We start from the raw sequence: 20819 nt of genomic DNA, 5'->3' as shown, positions 1-20819 counted from the left end.
TATGGGGGCTTTGACGAAAGCTGAGATGGCGGAACGTCTGTATGAAGAGCTGGGCCTGAACAAGCGGGAGGCCAAGGAATTGGTCGAACTGTTTTTTGAAGAAATCAGGCACGCTCTTGAAGACAACGAACAAGTCAAATTGTCCGGTTTCGGCAATTTCGACCTTCGGGACAAACGCCAGCGGCCTGGCCGCAATCCGAAAACGGGAGAAGAAATCCCGATCACGGCTCGCCGTGTGGTCACCTTTCGTCCAGGGCAGAAGTTGAAGGCCCGAGTTGAGGCTTATGCTGGAACCAAGTCATAACGACGAACTACCCGTCATCCCGGGCAAACGCTACTTCACCATTGGTGAAGTCAGCGAGCTATGTGCCGTAAAGCCGCACGTGCTGCGCTACTGGGAGCAGGAGTTTCCTCAACTCAACCCCGTCAAACGCCGCGGAAACCGCCGGTATTATCAGCGCCAGGACGTGCTGATGATCCGGCAGATCCGCGCGCTTCTTTACGATCAGGGGTTTACCATCGGCGGCGCACGCTTGCGTTTGTCCGGCGATGAAGCCAAAGACGACACCACCCAATACAAACAAATGATCCGCCAGATGATCGCCGAGCTTGAAGATGTTCTGGTGGTTCTCAAGAAATAAATTCCTGCTTTTAAATACTTCCAGTTTTCAAAAGCTTGCGATATATTCTTGAGCGTTCCTCGAGATGAGGGACAGATTTAACGCCTAGTCGGGGCGTAGCGCAGTCCGGTAGCGCACTAGCATGGGGTGCTAGGGGTCGAGTGTTCGAATCACTCCGTCCCGACCATATTTTTCAATGACTTAGCCCAATCTGAAAAGACTGGGCTTTTTCATGTGCGTGACATTTTCGTGACCTTGTGAGCTCACGCCGCTTTTGGCCCTTTTTCGCGCGGGCCTTGGCACCAATCCTTTCTGATATTTCTCTTCCTTTCTCCGCTTTTTCGCATGTCAGATAGCCTTGCCAAACGCCCTGTTTCCGGGCTTTTTTGGCCAAAACCGCAGTGCTATGTACCAGACTTGGATGGAATCAAAAGAACTAGATCCGTATCGCCTACATCGACACCCGCCTGCGAAAGCAGAGTCGTAACTTGGCCGCGATGATGAGTCTGATGGTTAAAAAAATGCATGATCAGGCTGTAAAAATCCTTATCGAACACTACACCCTTCATGTTTGCATAATTGAAGGGGCCGTCTAGATCGGGCTCCGTAATGGATTGAGCCCATTGGATGATTATTCGGTCGAGCCATTCTCGATACGCTGAGAGCTCTCGAATATTAGAGAACAACAATTGATCGAGGCTTTTCGGATCAGGAAGCTGCCTCACCGGCTCCAGTGCCAAGTGGTTCGTTGGGTGTTGGGCGAATCGCTTCAGCCAGATCGTATCTCCGGCCGCCAAGTGGTTCAGAGTTCCGAGAATAGAACCAAAAAAAGCGTTCCTGTCTGCCGAAAGCTCTTCATCGGACAAGCCCCTGGCTGCTTCATAGACCTTGGCGCTCATCCACTCGTTATAGGTCGCCATCAGACAGATATGGCTAGTGCGGTTCATCGTGTTCATCCTATGAGTGGGGATTTTGATAAGCGATCCACGCTCATCTAAAAGCCCAGTCTAGTGCTGGGCTTTGGTGTTTCTGGCGGGCGGCATAAAGCCTTGGGCAGGCTGGATTTTAGCAGAGACGGTGTCCACATCGTTTGATGCGGCGGCTGGCCTTCAAAATTTCATCCACTCGAGTTGAGGTGCTGCTTCCAGATGGATGGCTGAACGTGTAACTTGTTGATACAAATATGAATCTGTATCATTTAGTTTCATGTCAAGGGTGCGAGGGAGTGCATTGCCCATATAAAAATAAGGTCAAGGTAATGCTCAAAATGCTACTCGTGTACGGTCATCTGATTGCCACCTGTATTGCTCTGGGGAGGGTGCTGCAGGCTGATCAAAAGCTATGGAGCTGGCGCAAGGATGTGTTGAGCCAGGTGCAGCGTGAATATCTCGAAGAGACTCAAAAAATTGTCACGCTCGCGCTTTTGGCGCTTTGGGGAAGTGGCTTGCTGCTGGTGCTCCAGGGTTACCTCGATGAGGGGAACGCGTATCTGCTCAATCAAAAGCTCTGGGCCAAGGTGAGTGTTGTCGTGCTGCTTAGCCTCAATGGCGCTTTGTTGCATCGGATCGGTTTCCCGCTGCTGCAGAAGGCTCCCTTTGTCTTGTTACGCACCTCCGGCCGCACTCGCCTCGCTCTCTTGGGCGCTCTCTCTATGAGCGGCTGGTTATTTTCCGCCTTCCTGGGGGTCGCTCGAGCGTGGAATCACGCACTGCCTTACTTGCATGTGATGGGAGTTTTTGCCGTGTTCTCGTTGCTTGCTTGTGTAGTGGCGCTGATAGTCGCCAGTGCAGCGGGCGCTACGGGAGAAGAATGGTCACGTACCGGCAGCAAGTGAAGCGGGTTGTGCCGGACATTGATAGGTGAACAATGTGCCGCCCGCTAAGGCGGCACATTCGGATCAAGAGGTTGAGTACTCGAGATACAGTCTTTCGAGAGCCTCTCGGTACTTATCTCCCTTTAACGTTTTTTTCAGCACGGCCAGGGCTTCGAGCGCTGAAGCCGCAGCCATCGCCTCGTTTTCTCCCCGGTAGGCGGCGCGCAGCCTGGCTGCTGCAATGATCGATTCTTCAGTCGTTGGCATGTGATTGCCCTCGAAGGATTGAATCTCACTGATAGTCGTAACCTTCAACGATTTCAAGGTAAACGGCTGGTAACGTCACTCTTTCACTCGTACTAATCTCTTGTCGAGCGTTTTGGCGAGACACATCGCCTCATCGCTCAACGATTTGCAAAAGGCGTCGACGAAGGTAGAGGAGGGGCGATAATCAGGCCGGATCAACATAACGCGATAGGGAATGGACACGTTGATCGGCCGAATGACCAATCCTCTGCCTGACTCCTCCACTGCGCTCAACGGGTTGATAATCGCCACCCCCAACTGTTGCCTGACCATGGCGCAAACCGATGCTGCGTTGGTTGTTTCGATGACGGTATGCCGATTGACTCCGGCCTGACGAAAGTGTTCATCGAGCGTCTGACGATAGATGTCCAGACCCGAAAAGTTGATGAAATCGACGCCGCGAAAGTCTTCCATTACCAGGAGCGACCTGGATAGCAAAGGATGACCCTCTGGCAGAATGCAGACCATGTCGGAACAAAAGAGCAGTTCCCCTTGAGTACCTCGAGGTACATGCTCGCCCTCGGTCAATCCGAGGTCGTAACGCTGGGCGCTGAGAGACTCTTCCAGTAAGGGTGATTCCTGTGCCGCAATGCTCAAGCCTATGCCGCTATGCTGTTGTTGAAAGTGCTTGCAGACCTTGGGCAACAGCGTCTGGGAAAACAACGGAAGGCAGGCGACGCTCAGTTGGCCATGTTCGAAGCGACGGATCGACTGTGCAACGCTGTTGATTCGTTCCAACCCGATGTAGGAGTGTTCAACCTCTTCGAGCAGCATAATGGCCTGAGCCGTCGGTACCATCCTCCCTCCCTCTCGATCAAACAGCCGAAGGCCAGAGATACTTTCAAGCCGCGCCAGTTCCCGGCTGACCGTCGGCTGGGAAGTAAATAGCAAGCGGGCCGCTCCGGTGACGCTTCCCGCCTGCATGATGGCGCGGAAGACTTCGATATGCCGTATGGAAATTCCCACCCGAGGTCTCCGTCAATTGATCAATCCCCATATCAAAACTGAATCAACCCACAAAGAATAGATATTTTATTGAATGCGGGTTGATCGGCATGATGGTTTCTCTCTTTACCTCAGATTGAGTACCGCATGCCCAACCATTCCGCTTTCAAGCAATTAGCCGAAACGGCGAAACAGCACGGCACCCCGCTGTGGTGCTATGACGCCCAGACCATCAGGGCACGCGTCGACCAGCTGCAAGGCTTCGATGTCATTCGATACGCGCAAAAAGCCTGCTCCAATCTGCATATTCTCCGTTTGATCCGCGAACAAGGCGTGCGGGTCGATGCCGTATCATTGGGGGAAATCGAGCGTGCGTTGCTCGCTGGATACAGTCCTGCCGGCGACCCGGCGGGCATTGTTCTGACCTGTGATCTGTTCGATGAAGCGACATTGCGACGGGTCGTCGAGCTGAACATCGAGGTCAATACCGGCTCGATAGACATGCTCCGTCAATTGGGCAAAGAGTCTGCGGGCCATCGCGTCTGGCTGCGGATCAACCCGGGGTTTGGCCACGGTCACAGCCGCAAGACCAATACCGGCGGTGAAAACAGCAAGCATGGAATCTGGCATGACCAGGTTCAGGAAGCGCTCGGCGTGATTCGGCAATTCGGGCTGAAACTGGTGGGATTGCACATGCACATTGGTTCAGGTGTGGATTACGCGCACCTTGAGCAAGTGGGTTGTGCAATGGTCTCGGCCGTGAGGGCTCTCGACCACGATATCGAAGCATTCTCCATCGGCGGGGGGCTTTCTACTCCTTATCGTGTGGGGGATGAGCCGGTGGATATCCAGCGCTATGCGAACGCATGGCGCCAGGCCAAACAGGACATTGAGGCTTTACTCGCGCACCCGGTACGGATGGAGATCGAGCCCGGTCGATTCCTGGTAGCCGAGTCAGGCTATTTGGTTACCGAAGTCCGCGCGGTAAAAAAAGTCGGTAGCCGAAACTTCATCCTGGTGAACGCTGGCTTCAATGACCTGATGCGGCCAGCCCTCTATGGCGCCTATCACCAAATGACCTTGTTGGACTCCCAGGGTGTCCCGGTCGATCGTGCGGAGCATCTCTGTGTAGTGGGAGGTCCCCTGTGCGAATCCGGCGATATTTTTACGCAGGATGAACAGGGTGTCACACCCCGTTTGCTACCTGAAGCGCAGGTTGGCGACTTGCTGATCATGCACGATACCGGCGCGTACGGTGCCTCTATGTCATCCAACTACAACAGCCGCACACTGTTGCCGGAAGTGTTGATCGAGCAAGGGCACGCTAGATTGATTCGACGCCCGCAACCCTTGTCGGACTTGCTGGCCCTGGAATTGGGGCTTTAAAGGCCAATCGGTGATCGAAACAATCGGGTATTGATTGTCGTGGACCCATCAGCCAATCGCCCGGTCCGACTTCGCTGATTCAAACGCCAAATGGCTTGAAAACGCTGCCGTTTTCGAGAACGTGAGTCGCACTCAAGTTCATAGACCACCATTCGATTTAAGGGGAGAGGCATTACGCACGCCCCTCCCGGTTGCCAAGGCAATATTCAGCTTTACGCTGCGCTAACCGCACCGGTTACCGTGGATTTATTCCGAACAGTCCTATACAGCAGGCTAGACACCATGAACCCAAGAACGGCCAATACGCTCATCAAACTGAAGACGTAGTTGTAGCCTTGCTGGCCCGGGAAATGGTCGAGGATTGCGCCGTAGATGACGTACGCGAACATGCCCGGGGCGTAGCCGATCAGGCAGCCGATACCGAAGGCTGAACCGGTGATGTGCGAAGGGATGCCGACTTCACCCATGGGTGCCCAGAACACGCCGCGCATGGAAAACACAATCAGCGCGAAGGACAGTGTGGCTGCCATGCCCGCATAGATAAAACTCGGGCTTTTCGGGATCAGCAGGATGACGCCCATCAGCGGCAGCAAGGCCAGAAATGCCCACTTCAAATAGCGGCTGGTGCTCTTGAATTGCTTGTCGGCAATGAAACCACCGGCGGGGCCACCGAGGATCTTGAGGAAGTACTGATTGATGATGCCGTAGGCGCCCACCAATGCCACGGGCAGCCCGTACATTTCCTTGAGGTAGGGAATGAAATAGGTCAGGCCACAGTAGACGATGTAGACCATGAATACGTTGAGGCTGACCAGCCAGATACCCGGCACCTTGATGGCTTCGAGCAGGTTCGACAAACCGTTCTTCGGCCTGGCAATCGACTGTGCGCTGCCGCCCTTGAGCAGGAACCAGGTCAGGGTTCCGGCCAGAATGTCGATGACCGAGTAGAAGAGGATTGCCGATTTCAGACCGGTTTCACCAGAGCCCATGGCGACGAAAACGCCCAGCGCCGAAAAGGCAACCAAGGTATCAATGACGCCGCGCCCGCCTTCCAACAGTCCAAACAACCGACCCTGTTCCTGATCGTCACCCAGGTTGCGGATGGCCTTGAGCAACGAGGGCCAGAAGATGCAATCGGCGCAGACGGCCAACAGGCTGAACACGATCAGCAGATTGCTGAAAGGCGGAAAGGTCGCCAGATACAACCCCAGGCCACCGGTACCGATCAGGCCGATGGGGATCAGTTTTCGCGTGTCGTAGCGGTCGGCGAGCATGCCGCCGACGACAAACAGTGCGGTGGCGATGATGGCGTTGGCGCTCAGCAGCATGCCGATTTCAGTGTGGCTCAAGCCCATGAATTCTTGCATGGGGATATAGAAGGCGTCTTTGAGGTTCGCCAGCTTGTAGATGGTGCCTCCACCGAGGATGAGAATCAGGAATCTGAGCCATTTGGCCTTGTCACGAGTTGTCATTATTGTTCTCCAGGCTTGGATAAGCAGTGCTGGTTGTTACGTCGGATTCAGGCGTTCAGGGTCAACTCGGCCAGGGTTCGGAATTCGGCCAGCAGGCCTCGCACATAGGAGACCTGGTTGTTCGCCCAACGGTGTTCGTCGGCGAGCATTCGTTCGAGCGAGTAGCCGTCCGGGAGTGGCGTGTCACTCATTTCCCGGTACGCAATGAATGGATCGGCAGCCTCAGAGGTCTGGCGGAACGCCGGGGCGACGTAGTGGTTTTCCTGCTCAAGAATGAACGCGATCACTTGTGGGGTTGAGTCGCCGAGCATCAACAGTTCGAACAGCATGCGAGCGCTTGGCAGGTCGTCATCGTCGCTGCCCTGCAGCACACCGTAATGGCCGAAGCCGTTGTGCTCGGGGACGATGCGCACACCCTTGAGGTGGGTCTGGCGTATATGCGGCGCCAGGGTGCGCAGCGCCGGCAGGGGCTGTTCGCAAGCATTAATCATGTTGCCGAAGTCGAACAAGGCATGCAGTCGTGGGTGGTTTAGCCGGTTCAGCAGTTGCGCGATTTCGGTGCTTTTGAGTTCTTCGTGCTGCTCGAAATCGAAGAACAGGTCGTGCTCATCTGCCTGCTGCGCGAGGTAATGCAGGTCTGACTCGATCACGTCCATGACCCGGGACAGCGTTCCCTCGTAACGTGAGTAAACGCGGATGTTGCGAACTCCAAGCGCCTTGGCAATGGCGATCACCTGATCGACATCTTTTTTCAGCGTGCTGCTGATTTCCAGATGCACATCCAGTCCGAGCGCATTGGCCTTGTCGGCAAACGCTTGCAACTGTGCGGGCGTCATTTGGCTCAGGCTGTTTTCCTCGCCGTCCAGCAAATGCAGGCTCAGACCCTGCAGCTCGTGGCGATAGGCGAAATCCAGCAGGTCGGCCGGCGTGACACGACCATGGGTGAGGTTGGTCAGCAAGGGATAGGCGTGAGCAAACAAGCGCATCTGCCCAATGCGGTCGAGCAGTTGGCGGGCCAGTGCTTCAGTCAGTAGGGGAGGTGTTCCGGCCTCGGCAGCCTTGTGGCTGAGCAAGGCATTGAATCGCTCTTGGATCTTATTGTTCATTCGAGTCGTTCCTGGTCAGACGCCGGGTCTACCGGCGCAGCCTTTATCGCGCCAGTCAGGAACTCTCGATAGATCCATTATCAGTTAAATCATAAGACCACTTGCCTTGCTTCAAGTGGCTTGCAGGTACCCCATTTTGCTCAAGGCCCGGGCCAGCGCTTCGACGCGTTCCTGCGCCTGGCCCTCAGGCGTCCCGGCGAAACCGATGAGCAGGGCAGGTGGCAGGACATGCTCAAGGCAATAATCGCTCAGGGCATAGGTGTGGATGTTGTGCCGGGCCAGTTCCCTGGCGATGGCGTCGTCATCAAGCGTGGGTGGCAACCAGGCGATCAGGTGCATGCCGGCTTCCACCGGGGTGACGTTGAAGAAGCCGCCCAGCTGTTTCTGAAGTTGCTCGACCAGTGCTTGCTGGCGAGCCTGATACAGCGCCCGCATGCGGCGAATATGACCGAGGAAGTGGCCTTCGCGCATGAAGTCCGCCGTCGTCGCCTGGAGAAGCGTGGGCGGGCTGCGATCCATGACCGCGCGCAGGGTGCAGAAGGGTTCGATCAGGGCTTGCGGCAATATCACATAGCCCAGTCTTAGCGAAGGGAAGAGGACTTTGCTGAAGGTGCCGACGTAGATCACTCGAGCCATCCGATCCATGGCGTAGAGCGCGGGAAGGAGGCGGCCGCTGTAGCGAAATTCACTGTCGCAATCGTCCTCGATGATCCAGCTCTGATACTGCGCAGCCCAATCGATGAGCGCCTGGCGCCGCGCATAACTCATGGTCACGCCCAAGGGATGCTGGCGAGATGGCGTGGTGAATACCAGGCGGGCGTCGGGGCACTCGGCCAGGCCTTGCTGAATATCGATCCCCTGTTCATCGATCCGCAACGGCACCACTTGGGCCCCCTGGGCCTGCAACGCAATGCGCGCCGCGATGTGTCCTGGGTCTTCCATCCACACGCTGTCCTGTGGATTGAGCAACAGCATGCCCAACAGGTTGAAGGCTTGCTGGGCGCCGGAAACGATCACCACCTGCTCGGCACTGCAATCAATGCCACGGGCATCAAACACGTATTCGGCAATCGCTGCGCGCAAGGCCTGTAACCCTTGCAACTCGCCGTAGCCAAGCATCGCCTTGGTCGGCTTGAGCAGGTGGCGGTTCATCAAGCGCCGCCACACCGCGAGCGGGAACGCGTCGTAGGTACTGTGGCTGGGCAGGAATGAGGTGGGGGTCGCGGGGTCCCAATCGGTATAGGAAACGCCGCGAAAGTGACTGCTGCGCAACGACAACATGGACTGGCTCAGGTCGGACAGGCGCGGTGGCTGGCGCTGCTCTTCGTCGGCAATCCCTCGGCTCTCCCACTCATCGCCGACATAGGTGCCGGCCCCGGTGCGCGACGCCAAAAAGCCTTCGGCAATCAGCTGATCGAATGCATTGAGGATGGTGATCCGCGACAGCGCCAATTCTTTGCTCAGGGTCCGCGTCGACGGCAGGCGCACGCCCCCTTGCATTTTTCCGCTGAGAATCTGTTTGCGAATCTGCAAATAGAGTTGGCGGTACAGGGGGATGGAACTGGCACGGTCCAGCTCGATAGCTGACAGCAGCAAACCTGCAGGGGATTTCATCACATGCTCGTCTGGAGGAGAGGTGGTTTGACCTGGAACACCATCATACCGAGGTGCGCAGGGTATCGAGAGGCACTGGATAAGTCATCCACCGCAGGCGTTGAGGCAACGCACACTGTCATGAAATGAAAAGCCATTGTCGTCTGATGAGAAGCGACTCGCCAGACGGCGTCCTACAGTCCAATCAGCGCAATTCGACGCAGCACGCCCATTCTGCTGCACGCCGCCGATGGTGTGGGCCTGATCGTTTCGCAGTGGGCCAAGCTGCTCGGTCTGAACGTCATTGGCACCGTGTCCACCGAGGCCAAGGGTGAAATTGCCCTGGCCCATGGCTGCGAGCATGTCATCAATTACAGCCATGAAGACGTCGCCCAACGCGTTCGCGAGCTGACGGACGGCGTGGGGGTCAACGTGGTGTTCGACAGTGTCGGCAAGAACACCTTCATGGGCTCGCTGGACTCGCTCAAGCGTCGTGGTTTGATGGTGTGCGTTGGCACGGCATCCGGCCCGATCCCGCCCTTCGATCCGGTACTACTGGCGATGAAAGGCTCGCTGTTCATGACCCGTCCGGACCTGGCCGATTACATCGCCGACCCTGCGGAAAAATCCGTGTTGGCGGGCGAGTTGTTCGACCATGTCGGCAGCGGTCGGATCAAGATCGAGATCAACCAGCACTATGCTTTGCAGGATGCCGTCCAGGCCCATCGTGACCTGGAATCACGCAAGACCACGGGCTCATCGATTTTTGTCATTTAAGGGAGTCGTCTGCCATGGAAGTCGAACAATTGACCTGCAGCATTGGCGCGGAGCCGGTGGGCGCACTACGCCGTCATGGATTACCCGCCGAGCCATCGCAAGATGGAACGCGCCGGGATCATCGGCGACAAGACTTACTGATCGACCGCCGCTGCTGCCATGCTTCGCCGTCGGGTTTCTGATTCTGGCCTGTATCAACAGCACCGGTTGGATAGGCCCGGTGGTGCAGGGGTCGGTCAATGAATTGTCGCGTTGGTGCCTGGTGGTTTCCATCAGCGCCCTGGGCATGAAAACCCACGGCCGGTGCCACAAACACCGGTTCTTTTGCGGCGACTGTACCAGCGGTCGCCGCTTTTTTATGGGGTCGAAGATGCATCATCACCAACTGCCATAGGGAATGCCAAAGCGTTCGATGTAGCGTTTTGAAGAGTCTTTGGTCTTGCCGTAGAAACCGTTGTACTTGCCTTGATCGGGGCCTAACGGCTCGATGCCGACTTGCCCCCGGTCGACCTTGTGGGCGCGGAAACAGTCGTCCCACACCCAGACCTGAATGATGCCGCCCGGCGCCAATCCCAGATTCAGGGCCGCGCTCGGGTTGGCGGTGAACTCTGGGGTTTCGTGGCAACGTTGGGCTGTCGAGTTGCGCATGATATCGCGGGTGGATTCGGAGATATCGATCCAGCCCGCGTAGGTCTTGCGCTCGACAATCGATTGCCAGCGCACAAAGAGGCGTTTTGGCAGGTCGGCGCCTACCACCGGCATGCCGGAACCGCCAATGCCCACCCAGCCCCGTGCATTTTCGGTTCCATTCTCGTGGTCGCTGCGAGCTGCTGCGCCTGCCGCGATATCGTAAATTATCCGTCCCTTTATATCCTCGACAGCGGAGGTTTCGACCCATACCGTCATATGCGCGGGCTCAGTGAAGCCAATGCCCCACCAAGGGAGTTTGTAGTCATTTCTGGCCGACAGAGGATCAACGGCATGGCAGGCGCTCATCGACAACATGGCTAATAGTGCTAACAGGATTTTCATGGTTACAGCGTCCATTCCGGTACATGAGGGTGGTGTACCCGTACGGCATCCGTCGTCGGGACATTGACGTAGGCCATTTCGAATCGGGTGATGCGAGGTCCAGAAAGGAAAGTCGGGGTCCAGTGCGCTGACAGGTGAATGTAGTGCAGCTTCAGCAACTGCTCCTCGGCGGCGGTAATGCAGTAATCACCTGCGACAAACCGTTCGCACATGGGCCGAAGTTCGGCGGGTGGTGCCAATGCAGCGCGTTGCTGAATATCATCAAACTCAACCCCATGCTTTTTGGCCGCTTCATACATCACCCTCAGATACACCCGCGAAAGCCCGGCACTGACTCTGCGCCGTAGTTGCAACCCGACAAAAACCCGCTTTTGTTTTGGCGCGTTCTGCTCTCTTGGTTCCGGCAGCAGCATTACCGGATCAGGGGTGACCAGTTCCAGCATCTCCAGTGGCCAGCCCTTGGTGTGCCAATTCGCCCGTTCCCGTTGGGCATCGCGGTAGATCGAGGTGATTTTTACGTCGGCGAATTCGCTAACTTCCAGGGCTTGCATGGGGCTGAGTAACAGGCACTCTTCGATATCATCGCGGTAACCACCGCCAATATCCGAGTGAGCGCCTGGCAGGCTGATATCCAGATGGTCCGGGCCGACCTTGTTGAGGGCAAAGTTGGCGCGGTACTCGTCCCGTGCCATCAGTTGCAGCACATTGGGGAAATGTTGCGGCATCAAGTACAACTTGACCCCAGGGGCTGTAGGACTGCGCACATCCCCCAGATTAGTCAGCCCACCCACGGATGCAACGGTGTCGAACAAGCCGACAAATCCGATGTTGACCCCTTCACCAAATACCTTGCTAAAACCTCGGGCGAACAAGCTGTTCGGCAGGTACAGGGTATCTGTCAGCGGGCTGTTGATTCTGGCCAGACACAAGCAGGCGAAGTGCCGGGCGGCGGCGGCACCGCGGCTGAAGCCGAAAACATCGAAGACCAAAGAGCTGATTTGGATGTCCGGGTAGAGTTCATGAAAAGTGTGTAACCGTTGCTTGATTCGACCGAACGCCTGAAACACTCTGGCCTCGATCCCTGTCTCGCCCCGACCAAAAGCCATGCCCAGCAGGTTGTCTTGCCCGCCTGCAGTCGTGCCGATACCTTCGACATAGACCCTATCGAATGCCAGTTTTTTCTGGATGATTTTTTTCGAGTCATTAGATTCCGCATACAACTCATACAACCGCTTAACATTCGTCACTTCCCCCCCATAACTACTGTCAGGATCCTGCATATACGGCTTGCAACGCCCATCCATATCCTCCGCCGACACGGGATGATGAGCCCCGCACTTACGCCCCATCTCCACATTGAACGGGTTATTGCCGGTGCCATCGAAAAACACCCCGATACGCAGGGTGATCTTCACGTGGGTAGCTTCTTCGCGCGCTTCCTTGGCTTCCCAGGCAGCGTTACCTTGGTCTTCCAGTGCCCGTTGCCGGGCCATCATTTCGTCGTATTTGCGTTGTTCTTCCACCGGGTCTGGTCGAAGCCCGGGTTTTCTGGCCCGTTCTGCCAGCGCGCGGTCGCGGCAGACGGCGCAGTGGTGACCCCCAAAGTCCTTTTCCATGAATGCATTCCTTTTAGCGCGAAGCCTGTCCCTGGGCGCCAGATCAGTAATCGGTTTCTGTGGACAACAATGCGCGCTGGGTGACAGGTGATGCTGCCAGTCGCGACTTAATCGCTTGTAGGATCGGGATGGGATGCTTGAAGCCTGCGGCTGTCAGAAAAGCCTTCAGGCAATGAATGCGGAGGGAAAAGGGGGCTACGGGGAGACGCATCCGCTAATCCGCTGCGGACTTTTTGCTCGCCCCAGCGGTAGATAATTCGCCGGTCGGCTAGCTCAGGGCTCTTTGGAGGTGGTTTGCTTTTGCGCGCTGCGCCATGCGGCGGGCGGCATGCCGAACTGGGTGATGAACCAGCGTGTGAAGGAACTCGCCATCGAATAGCCGAGCATGTCGGCAATGCGCCCCAATGAGTAATTCGGGTTGTCCAGGTAGCGCAACACCAGGTCGCGGCGCACGTCGTTGATCAGGTCGTTGAAGGCGCAGCCGTCGTCTTTCAGGCGACGTTGCAGGGTGCGTACGTTCATGCCCTGGGTCTGGGCGATTTGCTCGATGGTGGCGCGTCCCATCGGCAGCAGCAGGTAGATGGCTTTGCGCACCTCGAACAGCATCGAGGGACCTTCATGACTCAGCAGCGAGTCGAGGTAACTCTGGGCGTAGCGCGGCATGACCGGGTCGGCGTTGGGGTTGGTCACGTCGAGGCTGGCGTCGGAGCAGACAATGCCGTTGAACTCGCTGCCGAATTCCAGTGTGCAGCCGAACAGACGACGATGCAGTTGCAGGTTGTCGGGAGGCTGGTGCGTGAAGTTGACGCTGTAAGGGTGCCAGTGGCGAAAGGCGCGGCGCCCCGTCGCCAACCCTGTGCCAATTTCGTCACCCTCCGTCCCCAAACCGATCAAGCCACACCTCCTTGGATAGACCACCCTGACCGGTCTGTCCAAGGAGATGAGCATGATCCGACTGACCCTGATCGAAGCCCGTGAACTGGCCGAATCGATCCTGTTGCACAACGGTTTCAACCTTGCCCACGCGCAAGCGGTGGCGGCGACGGTTATCGCCGGCGAGCGCGATGGCTGTGCCTCCCACGGTTTGTACCGGATTCTGGGCTGCGTGAACTCACTGCGGGCCGGCAAGGTGTCGGCCGATGCCGAACCGCAGGTGATCGACCAGGCGCCGTCGATCGTGCGGGTGGATGCCGCTGGTGGTTTCTCGCAGTTGGCGTTTCAGGCGGGGCTTGGGTTGCTGGCGGAGAAAACCCGGGCCAACGGGATTGCGGCGTTGGCGATCAATCGCTGTGTGCATTTCTCGGCGCTGTGGGTGGAGATCGAACAGTTGACCGCCGCTGGTTTGGTGGCGCTGGCGTGTAATCCGAGTCATGCCTGGGTGGCACCGGCTGGAGGACGTGTGCCGGTGTTTGGCACTAATCCCATTGCCTTTGGCTGGCCGCGGGCGGGGCAGGATCCGTTTGTGTTCGACTTCGCCACCAGTGCGATTGCCCGTGGTGATATCGAGTTGCATCGGCGTGCCGGCAAGGCGATTCCCGAGGGGTGGGGCGTGGACGCTGAAGGCCAGCCGAGTACCGATGCCAATGTGGTGCTCGACGGCGGCGCGATGCTGACGTTCGGTGGGCACAAGGGCTCGGCGCTAGCGGCGATGGTGGAGTTGATCGCCGGGCCTTTGATCGGTGATTTGACCAGCGCCGAATCGCTGGCCTATGACGCGGGCAGCAAGTCATCGCCGTACCATGGCGAGTTGATCATCGCGCTGGATCCGCGGCGTTTTCTGGGGGCGGCCACTGAGGAACATTTGGCTCGGGCCGAAGTGTTGTTTCAGGGCATTGAAGGGCAGGGCGCACGCTTGCCGTCGCAACGGCGTTATGCGGCGCGGGCACGCAGTGTGGTGGAGGGGGTGCAGATTCCCGAGGCGCTGTACAACGACCTGAAAGCCTTACTCGTCTGATTGAATCAGAGTGCTCAACCCTGTGGGAGCGGGCTTGCCCGCGATAGCGGTGTGTCAGTCACGTTTAATTTGAAGGTGCCGACGTCATCGCGGGCAAGCCCGCTCCCACAGTTTTCGAGTGTTTGTTAAACCGGTTCGCGGTGGCTGTTGCCATCAACCAGTCGCGCAATGCCCAACGGGTTGGCGTTTTTCAGGGCGTCGGGCAGCAACGCGTCCGGGCAGTTCTGGTAGCACACCGGGCGCAGGAAACGCTCGATGGCCAGGCTTCCGACCGAAGTGCCACGGGCATCGGAGGTCGCCGGATAGGGCCCGCCATGCACCATGGCATCGCACACTTCGACGCCAGTGGGGTAGCCGTTGAACAGTACCCGGCCGACCTTTTGTTCCAGCAGTACCAGCAGATCGGCGTGTTCCTTCAGGTCCTGCGTTTCGCCAATCAACGTAGCGGTGAGTTGACCGTGCAAACTGTTCAGCGCTTGTCGCAACTCGGCCTTATCGGCCACTTCGACGACGAGGGTGGTCGGGCCGAACACTTCTTCCTGCAATAGCGGATCACCCTTGAGCAGCAGACTGACATCGGCCTTGAACAGTTGTGGCCGCGCCTGATTGCCGTGCTGATCGTGACCTGCCAGGCGGGTTATTCCCGGATGGTCGAGCAAGGTCTGCACGCCTTTTTCGTAACTGCCGAGGGTGCCGGCATTGAGCATGGTTTGCGCCGGTTGTTCGGCCATCAAGGCACTGAGCCGCGCGATGAAAGCGCTGAGCTGGGGTGAGCGCATACCGATCACCAACCCCGGATTGGTACAGAACTGACCGCAACCCTGGACCACCGACGCCACCAGTTCACCGGCGATTTTCTCGCCACGCGCGATCAGGGCTTCCGGCAATACCAGCACCGGGTTGATGCTGCTCATTTCGGCGAACACCGGGATCGGTTGTGGCCGTGCGGCGGCCATGTCACAGAGGGCGCGACCGCCTTTCAGCGAGCCGGTGAAACCGACGGCCTGGATCGCCGGATGCTTGACCAGCGCTTCACCGACGCCCGCGCCGTAGATCATGTTGAACACACCTTTGGGCATGTCGGTTTGCTCGGCGGCGCGGATGATTGCATCGGCCACGCGTTCGGCGGTCGCCATGTGTCCACTGTGGGCCTTGAACACCACCGGGCAACCGGCGGCCAGGGCGGCGGCGGTGTCACCGCCGGCGGTGGAAAAGGCCAGCGGGAAATTACTGGCGCCGAACACGGCCACCGGACCGACGCCGATCCGGTATTGGCGCAGGTCGACCCGTGGCAGTGGCAGACGTTCGGGCAAGGCGCGGTCGATGCGCGCACCATAGAAATCGCCCCGGCGCAGCACCTGAGCGAACAGGCGCATTTGGCCGCTGGTACGGTTGCGTTCACCTTGAATACGCCCCGTCGGCAGCGCGGTTTCGCGGGTGACCAGAGCGACGAATTCATCATCCAGCGCATCCAGTCGCGTGGCGATCGCCTCAAGAAATTCTGCACGGCGAGTCGCCGGCAGATTGCGGAAGATCGGGTAAGCGGCAGCAGCGGCCTGAGCGGCGGCGTCCACTTCTTCTGCGGTGGCTTGCATGAAAGAGAAGGGCAGTGCTTCGCCGGTGCTGGCGTCGTGGCTGCGCAGAGTGATGCTGCCAGCGGCGCTGCGGGCACCGCCGATGTAGTTGTGGCCGATGATCTCGGGCATCAAAAAAACTCCTGTCGGGAAAGGTGAGGCAAGACCGTTGCAGGTCAATCAAGGTGCTGAGTCGTGCGCTGTTTTGTGGCGAGCGAGCTTGCTCGCGCTGGGCTGCGTAGCGGCCCCAAAGTTCTGATAACAATCGCCGATTTTTGTGAGTGCTGCGCACTCAAGCGGGAGCAAGCTCCCTCGCCACAGAGTGGGGTGTGACAGGTACAAGGCTCAAACCAACGAATCACCCCGACGCGCCATGGCCGGCGCAGCGCTATCCAGCGCAGCAATCCGCGCAGCAGATTCCGCATCTACCTGGTGCAACGACTTGCCACGGGTTTCCCGGGTCAGGCCGACGGCCACGATGGAGATCAGCGCGGCACCCACCAGGTACCAGGCAATGGGTGTCGAGCTGTGATATTTGTTGAGCAGGGTGATGGCGATCAGCGGTGCCAGGGAACCGGCGAAGATCGGCGCCACCTGGTAGCACAGTGAAAGTGCGGTGTAGCGCACGTGGGTCGGGAACATTTCGGCCATCAGCGCCGAGTAGGGCGCATAGGTCATCGACTCGATGCCCAGACCCAGAATGATCGCCGCCATGATTAGCCAATTGTTGCCGGTGTCCATCATCGGGAAACCGATAAAGCCCCAGAACGCGGTGAGCACCGCGCCGGTCAGGTAGATCGGTTTGCGTCCGACGATATCCGACAGATAGCCCATCAATGGAATCAGGAAGAAGTGCACCAAGTGCGCGCCGAACATCAGCAATAGAATTTCCGAGGTGTCTTTGTGCACCACCAGTTTCAGGTAGGTGATCGAAAAGGTAACCACGGTGTAATAGAGGATGTTCTCGGCAAAGCGTGCGCCGATCCCCACCAGCACGGCGCGCCAGTGATGACGCAGCACTTCGACCACGCCTAGCTGTTGCTGCTTGGTCTGCGCCTGACGGGCCTGGGCTTCTTTGAAGATCGGCGCATCATCGACGCTGGTGCGAATCCAGTAGCCGATCAGCACCACCACCGCCGAGAACCAGAACGCCACGCGCCAGCCCCAGGCGAGGAATTGTTCCTCCGACAGGTTCGACGACAACAGCAACAGCGCGACCGTTGCCACCAGATTGCCGGCAGGCACCCCGGCTTGCGGCCAACTGGCCCAGAAGCCGCGACGGTTGTCGGGGCAGTGTTCGGACACCAGCAGAATCGCTCCGCCCCATTCACCGCCAAAGGCAAAGCCCTGTATCAGGCGCAGCAGCACCAATAACACCGGCGCGGCATAGCCGATGCTATCGAAGCCGGGCAGGCATCCCATCAGAAAAGTGGTGATGCCGACCACCACCAGGCTCAGTTGCAGCAGGCGTTTTCGGCCGAATTTGTCACCGTAATGACCGAACACCAAACCGCCCAATGGGCGAGCGAGAAAGCCGACCGCGTACAGGGCGAAGGCGGCGATGATGCCGTCGATGGGGCTGTCGGTCTGGCGGAAGAACAACTGGCCGAAGACCAGTGCCGAGGCGGTGCCGTAGAGAAAGAATTCATACCACTCGGCAACGGTGCCGGCCATGGCGGCGGCCACTACGCGTTTGAGTCCCGAGGGGGTAGTTGCGCTTTGCGTGTGTAGAGGATTGGACATGCTGGCGTTTCCTGTAGAGGCGCAAAAACAGGCAGCCGGGCCGGGTCCGCAAAGGCCCGCCCGGCAATCACTCAGAGACCGACGTCTGGCAATTCCGGACGGTTAGCCAGGGCCTTGGCCATGATCTGCTCGACGAACACCCGATCGGCTTCCGGCAGCGCCAGGCGTGGCGGACGGGTCAGCGCGCTGCCGCGACCGGCGATGGCTTCACAGAGCTTGATGCACTGCACCAGGTCGGCACGGGCATCGAGGTGCAGGATCGGCATCAGCCATTCGTAGATCGGCATGGCTTCGGCGAAGCGACCGGCCTTGGCCAGGCGGAAGATGGTTTCGCCTTCTTTCGGGAACACGTTGGACATGCCCGAGACCCAGCCTTCGGCACCCACAGCGATGCTTTCCAGCACCACGTCGTCGAGACCTGCGAACAGCACGAAACGGTCGCCGACTTCATTGCGCACGTCGATGAAACGACGGGTATCGCCGGACGAATCCTTGAAGCACACCACGTTGTCGCAGTCGGCCAGGGAAATCAGGATGTCCGGGGTGACGTCGTTTTTGTAGATCGGCGGATTGTTGTAGACCATCAGCGGTACGTCAGCGTTTTTTGCCACGTAGCGGTAGTGCTCGGCGGTCTCGAACGGCTTGGAACCGTAGACCAGCGCCGGCATCAGCATCACGCCGTCAACGCCGACCCGGCGCACGGCATTGGCGACCTTGGCCGCTTGCACGCTGGTGAACTCGGCTACACCGCAGATCACTGGCACGCGGCCCCGGGAGGCGTCGACCGCGACTTCGGTCACGGCGATTTTTTCTTCGGCGGTCAACGAGGTGTTTTCCCCCACCGAACCGCACACCACCAGGCCCGATACGCCGTCACGGATCACGTTGGAAATCACCTGATGGGTTTTTTCCAGGTTGATGGTGAAGTCATCGTTGAATTGAGTGGTCACTGCGGGGAAGACGCCACTCCAGTTAATACGCTTGCTCATTGTTGCCTCCGGTTCGTTAATTGTATTTCGTATACGATATTTCAAGTGCCAAGGATTCTGCTAGTGTTTTTTTTCAATCAATCAGGGTTTTTTGCTACTGAGTGAAATCACTGTGGCGAGGAAGCTTTTGTGGCGAGGGAGCTTGCTCCCGCTGGGTTGCGCAGCAGCCCCAATGCTGTAATCACTGTTTTCACGACTGCTGCGCAGCCGAACGGGAGCAAGCTCCCTCGCCACAAAAGCTGCTTCACCACAAAAACTGCCTAGCCACAAAAACTTCCTCTCCACAAAAGCTCCCTCGCCATACAAGCTCCGTTTCGGCGTCAGGCACCCGGCCAAGTGTCTGACAGGCGATAGCCCTGTGGCCACGGATCGCTCGGATCGAGCAGCAATTGATGAGTGCCGGTGATCCAGGCCCGGCCGGAAATACATGGGTAGATCGCCGGGCGCCCGGCCACTTCGGTCAGCGAGTCGATGCGGCAGTGGAATTCGGAACCGATGATCGAACGCCCAATAAAGCGCTCACCGACCTGCATCAAGCCCTTGGCCTGCAGTACCGCCATGCGCGCCGAGCAGCCGGTGCCGGTGGGCGAGCGGTCGATCTTGCCGGGTTGAATCACTACTGCGTTTCTGCCTGCGGCGATGCCGTTTTCAACGACGATGGGCGCGGCAATCTGGCAGAAGGAAATATGCGACCACTCGGAGTTCAGCGGATGGACGAAGCCCAATTGTTCATTGGCAGCGCGAGTGATTTTCAGACCGACCGCCACCAGGTCGGCAGCCTCATCAGGGCGAATGGAAAAGCCCAACCCCTTGGCGTCGGCGATGACAAAACTGTCGCCGCCATACGCGGTGTCAACCTGCAACGAGCCGAGGCCTTCGACTTCGATCCAGGCGTCGAGGCGGTCAGCGAAGGAGGGCACGTTCTTGATTTCTACCCGCTCGACCTTGCCATCGCGGCAATCGGCCACGGCCTCGATCAGGCCGCCGGGCGCTTCGAGCACCAGTCGGGTTTGCGGTTCGGTCATTGGCAGAATGCCGCTGTCCAGCAGCACGGTGGCGACGCACAGCGAATTGGAGCCGGACATCGGTGGCGTGTCCGCCGGTTCCATGATGATCCAGGCCATTTGCGCCCGAGGATCCTTGGCCGGCACCAGCAGATTGACGTGACGGAACACACCGCCGCGAGGTTCGTTGAGTACGAAGTTGCGCAGTGTCTGATCCTTGGCGATCCAGCGCGATTGCTCCCACACGGTGGCGCCTGGTGGTGGGGCTACGCCGCCGACGATCACATCGCCGACTTCACCTTCGGCGTGGCAGCTGACTACATGAATCACTTTCGATGAGCGCATGGTTAGCTCCTTCTATTGCCTGTTGAGGCCTCATCGCGGGCAAGCCCGCTCCCACAGGGTTTGATGGTGTACACAAAATTGGTGGCCAACACAGATACCTGTGGGAGCGGGCTTGCCCGCGAAGGGGCCATCAGTTACTTCACCGATTTCAGAAAAGCCGCCGTTTCCATATGCACCGGATTACCAATTACCTCTCACAGTGATTTGGGTTGGCCAACGATTTTGCATACACCAACAATCCTGTGGGAGCGGGCTTGCCCGCGAAGGGGCCATCAGTTACTTCACCGATTTCAGAAAAGCCGCCGTTTCCATATGCACCGGATTACCAATTACCTCTCACAGTGATTTGGGTTGGCCACCGATTTTGCATACACCAACAATCCTGTGGGAGCGGGCTTGCCCGCGAAGGGGCCATCAGTTACTTCACCGATTTCAGAAAAGCCGCCGTTTCCATATGCACCGGATTACCAATTACCTCTCACAGTGATTTGGGTTGGCCACCGATTTTGCATACACCAACAATCCTGTGGGAGCGGGCTTGCCC

At 58.1% G+C, this 20819-nt stretch carries 17 protein-coding genes, 1 tRNA gene and 3 pseudogenes; 8 read left to right on the top strand and 13 right to left on the bottom strand.

The window, feature by feature from the left end:
• Position 1 precedes the first annotated feature (1 nt).
• The 3 genes from ihfA to AB3226_RS03820 all read left to right on the top strand — a co-directional run bounded on the left by ihfA (position 2) and on the right by AB3226_RS03820 (position 807).
• A complete protein-coding gene (ihfA, locus tag AB3226_RS03830; RefSeq protein ID WP_002553164.1) occupies positions 2-304 on the top strand; it encodes an integration host factor subunit alpha in 303 nt (100 codons plus the stop codon).
• On the top strand, positions 285-641 hold the full coding sequence (locus tag AB3226_RS03825) for a MerR family transcriptional regulator (RefSeq protein ID WP_003179985.1): 357 nt from the start codon (positions 285-287) through the stop codon (positions 639-641). The genes ihfA and AB3226_RS03825 overlap by 20 nt, the downstream gene beginning before the upstream one ends.
• Positions 642-730: 89 nt before the next feature.
• Positions 731-807 (top strand) — tRNA-Pro (locus AB3226_RS03820).
• A 217-nt stretch (positions 808-1024) separates the two neighbouring features.
• On the opposite strand, the gene AB3226_RS03815 is transcribed toward AB3226_RS03820, so the two are convergent.
• The gene (locus AB3226_RS03815) at positions 1025-1567 is read right to left on the bottom strand and encodes a DinB family protein (protein ID WP_367372094.1); all 543 of its coding nucleotides are present in this window, start codon (positions 1565-1567) and stop codon (positions 1025-1027) included.
• A gap of 311 nt (positions 1568-1878) precedes the next feature.
• On the opposite strand from AB3226_RS03815, the gene AB3226_RS03810 reads away from it, so the two are divergent.
• Positions 1879-2454 (top strand): hypothetical protein, encoded by a 576-nt coding sequence (locus AB3226_RS03810; RefSeq protein ID WP_367372093.1) that lies wholly within the window; start codon positions 1879-1881, stop codon positions 2452-2454.
• Positions 2455-2517: 63 nt separating this feature from the next.
• Here AB3226_RS03810 and AB3226_RS03805 read toward each other — a convergent pair whose 3' ends face one another.
• Both AB3226_RS03805 and AB3226_RS03800 read right to left on the bottom strand, forming a co-directional pair.
• A complete protein-coding gene (locus AB3226_RS03805; RefSeq protein WP_367372092.1) occupies positions 2518-2700 on the bottom strand; it encodes a hypothetical protein in 183 nt (60 codons plus the stop codon).
• Positions 2701-2775: 75 nt separating this feature from the next.
• On the bottom strand, positions 2776-3705 hold the full coding sequence (locus AB3226_RS03800; RefSeq protein ID WP_367372091.1) for a LysR family transcriptional regulator: 930 nt from the start codon (positions 3703-3705) through the stop codon (positions 2776-2778).
• A gap of 126 nt (positions 3706-3831) precedes the next feature.
• On the opposite strand from AB3226_RS03800, the gene lysA reads away from it, so the two are divergent.
• Positions 3832-5070, top strand: coding sequence for a diaminopimelate decarboxylase (gene lysA / locus AB3226_RS03795; protein ID WP_367372090.1), 1239 nt, complete (start codon positions 3832-3834; stop codon positions 5068-5070).
• Between the two features lie 212 nt (positions 5071-5282).
• On the opposite strand, the gene AB3226_RS03790 is transcribed toward lysA, so the two are convergent.
• The 3 genes from AB3226_RS03790 to AB3226_RS03780 all read right to left on the bottom strand — a co-directional run bounded on the left by AB3226_RS03790 (position 5283) and on the right by AB3226_RS03780 (position 9262).
• Positions 5283-6542 (bottom strand): nitrate/nitrite transporter, encoded by a 1260-nt coding sequence (locus AB3226_RS03790; protein WP_367372089.1) that lies wholly within the window; start codon positions 6540-6542, stop codon positions 5283-5285.
• Between the two features lie 47 nt (positions 6543-6589).
• The gene (locus tag AB3226_RS03785; protein WP_367372088.1) at positions 6590-7648 is read right to left on the bottom strand and encodes a sugar phosphate isomerase/epimerase family protein; all 1059 of its coding nucleotides are present in this window, start codon (positions 7646-7648) and stop codon (positions 6590-6592) included.
• A 111-nt stretch (positions 7649-7759) separates the two neighbouring features.
• Entirely contained in the window at positions 7760-9262 is a 1503-nt protein-coding gene (locus tag AB3226_RS03780) for a PLP-dependent aminotransferase family protein (protein ID WP_367372087.1), read from the bottom strand.
• A gap of 210 nt (positions 9263-9472) precedes the next feature.
• On the opposite strand from AB3226_RS03780, the pseudogene AB3226_RS03775 reads away from it, so the two are divergent.
• Both AB3226_RS03775 and AB3226_RS03770 read left to right on the top strand, forming a co-directional pair.
• A pseudogene (locus AB3226_RS03775) lies at positions 9473-10018 on the top strand (zinc-binding dehydrogenase); the annotation flags it as partial.
• 142 nt (positions 10019-10160) lie between these two features.
• A pseudogene (locus AB3226_RS03770) lies at positions 10161-10313 on the top strand (putative sulfate exporter family transporter); the annotation flags it as partial.
• An 83-nt stretch (positions 10314-10396) separates the two neighbouring features.
• Here the strand turns inward: AB3226_RS03770 and AB3226_RS03765 are convergent.
• The 3 genes and pseudogenes from AB3226_RS03765 to AB3226_RS03755 form a co-directional block, all read right to left on the bottom strand.
• Positions 10397-11050 (bottom strand): DUF2931 family protein, encoded by a 654-nt coding sequence (locus AB3226_RS03765; RefSeq protein ID WP_367372086.1) that lies wholly within the window; start codon positions 11048-11050, stop codon positions 10397-10399.
• A 2-nt stretch (positions 11051-11052) separates the two neighbouring features.
• A complete protein-coding gene (locus tag AB3226_RS03760) occupies positions 11053-12666 on the bottom strand; it encodes a phospholipase effector Tle1 domain-containing protein (RefSeq protein ID WP_367372085.1) in 1614 nt (537 codons plus the stop codon).
• Between the two features lie 273 nt (positions 12667-12939).
• Positions 12940-13491 (bottom strand): annotated as a pseudogene (locus AB3226_RS03755) (helix-turn-helix domain-containing protein); the annotation flags it as partial.
• Between the two features lie 121 nt (positions 13492-13612).
• Between AB3226_RS03755 and AB3226_RS03750 the strand changes: the two are divergent.
• Positions 13613-14620 (top strand): Ldh family oxidoreductase, encoded by a 1008-nt coding sequence (locus AB3226_RS03750; RefSeq protein ID WP_367372084.1) that lies wholly within the window; start codon positions 13613-13615, stop codon positions 14618-14620.
• Positions 14621-14745: 125 nt separating this feature from the next.
• On the opposite strand, the gene AB3226_RS03745 is transcribed toward AB3226_RS03750, so the two are convergent.
• From AB3226_RS03745 to AB3226_RS03730, 4 genes are all read right to left on the bottom strand, one after another.
• The gene (locus AB3226_RS03745) at positions 14746-16326 is read right to left on the bottom strand and encodes an aldehyde dehydrogenase (NADP(+)) (RefSeq protein ID WP_367372083.1); all 1581 of its coding nucleotides are present in this window, start codon (positions 16324-16326) and stop codon (positions 14746-14748) included.
• Between the two features lie 213 nt (positions 16327-16539).
• Positions 16540-17937, bottom strand: a complete 1398-nt coding sequence (abaF, locus tag AB3226_RS03740; protein ID WP_367372082.1) for a fosfomycin efflux MFS transporter AbaF — start codon at positions 17935-17937, stop codon at positions 16540-16542.
• A gap of 71 nt (positions 17938-18008) precedes the next feature.
• Positions 18009-18926, bottom strand: a complete 918-nt coding sequence (locus AB3226_RS03735; protein ID WP_030132201.1) for a dihydrodipicolinate synthase family protein — start codon at positions 18924-18926, stop codon at positions 18009-18011.
• A 320-nt stretch (positions 18927-19246) separates the two neighbouring features.
• Positions 19247-20275 (bottom strand): trans-3-hydroxy-L-proline dehydratase, encoded by a 1029-nt coding sequence (locus AB3226_RS03730; protein WP_367372081.1) that lies wholly within the window; start codon positions 20273-20275, stop codon positions 19247-19249.
• Positions 20276-20819: the final 544 nt, after the last annotated feature.

Origin of the sequence: Pseudomonas lini, from assembly GCF_964063345.1 — a bacterium.
Classification (GTDB): Bacteria; Pseudomonadota; Gammaproteobacteria; order Pseudomonadales; family Pseudomonadaceae; genus Aquipseudomonas; species Aquipseudomonas lini_B.
The sequence above is the reverse complement of the archived record's forward strand: the minus strand, read 5'-3'. Positions and strand labels throughout refer to the sequence as shown.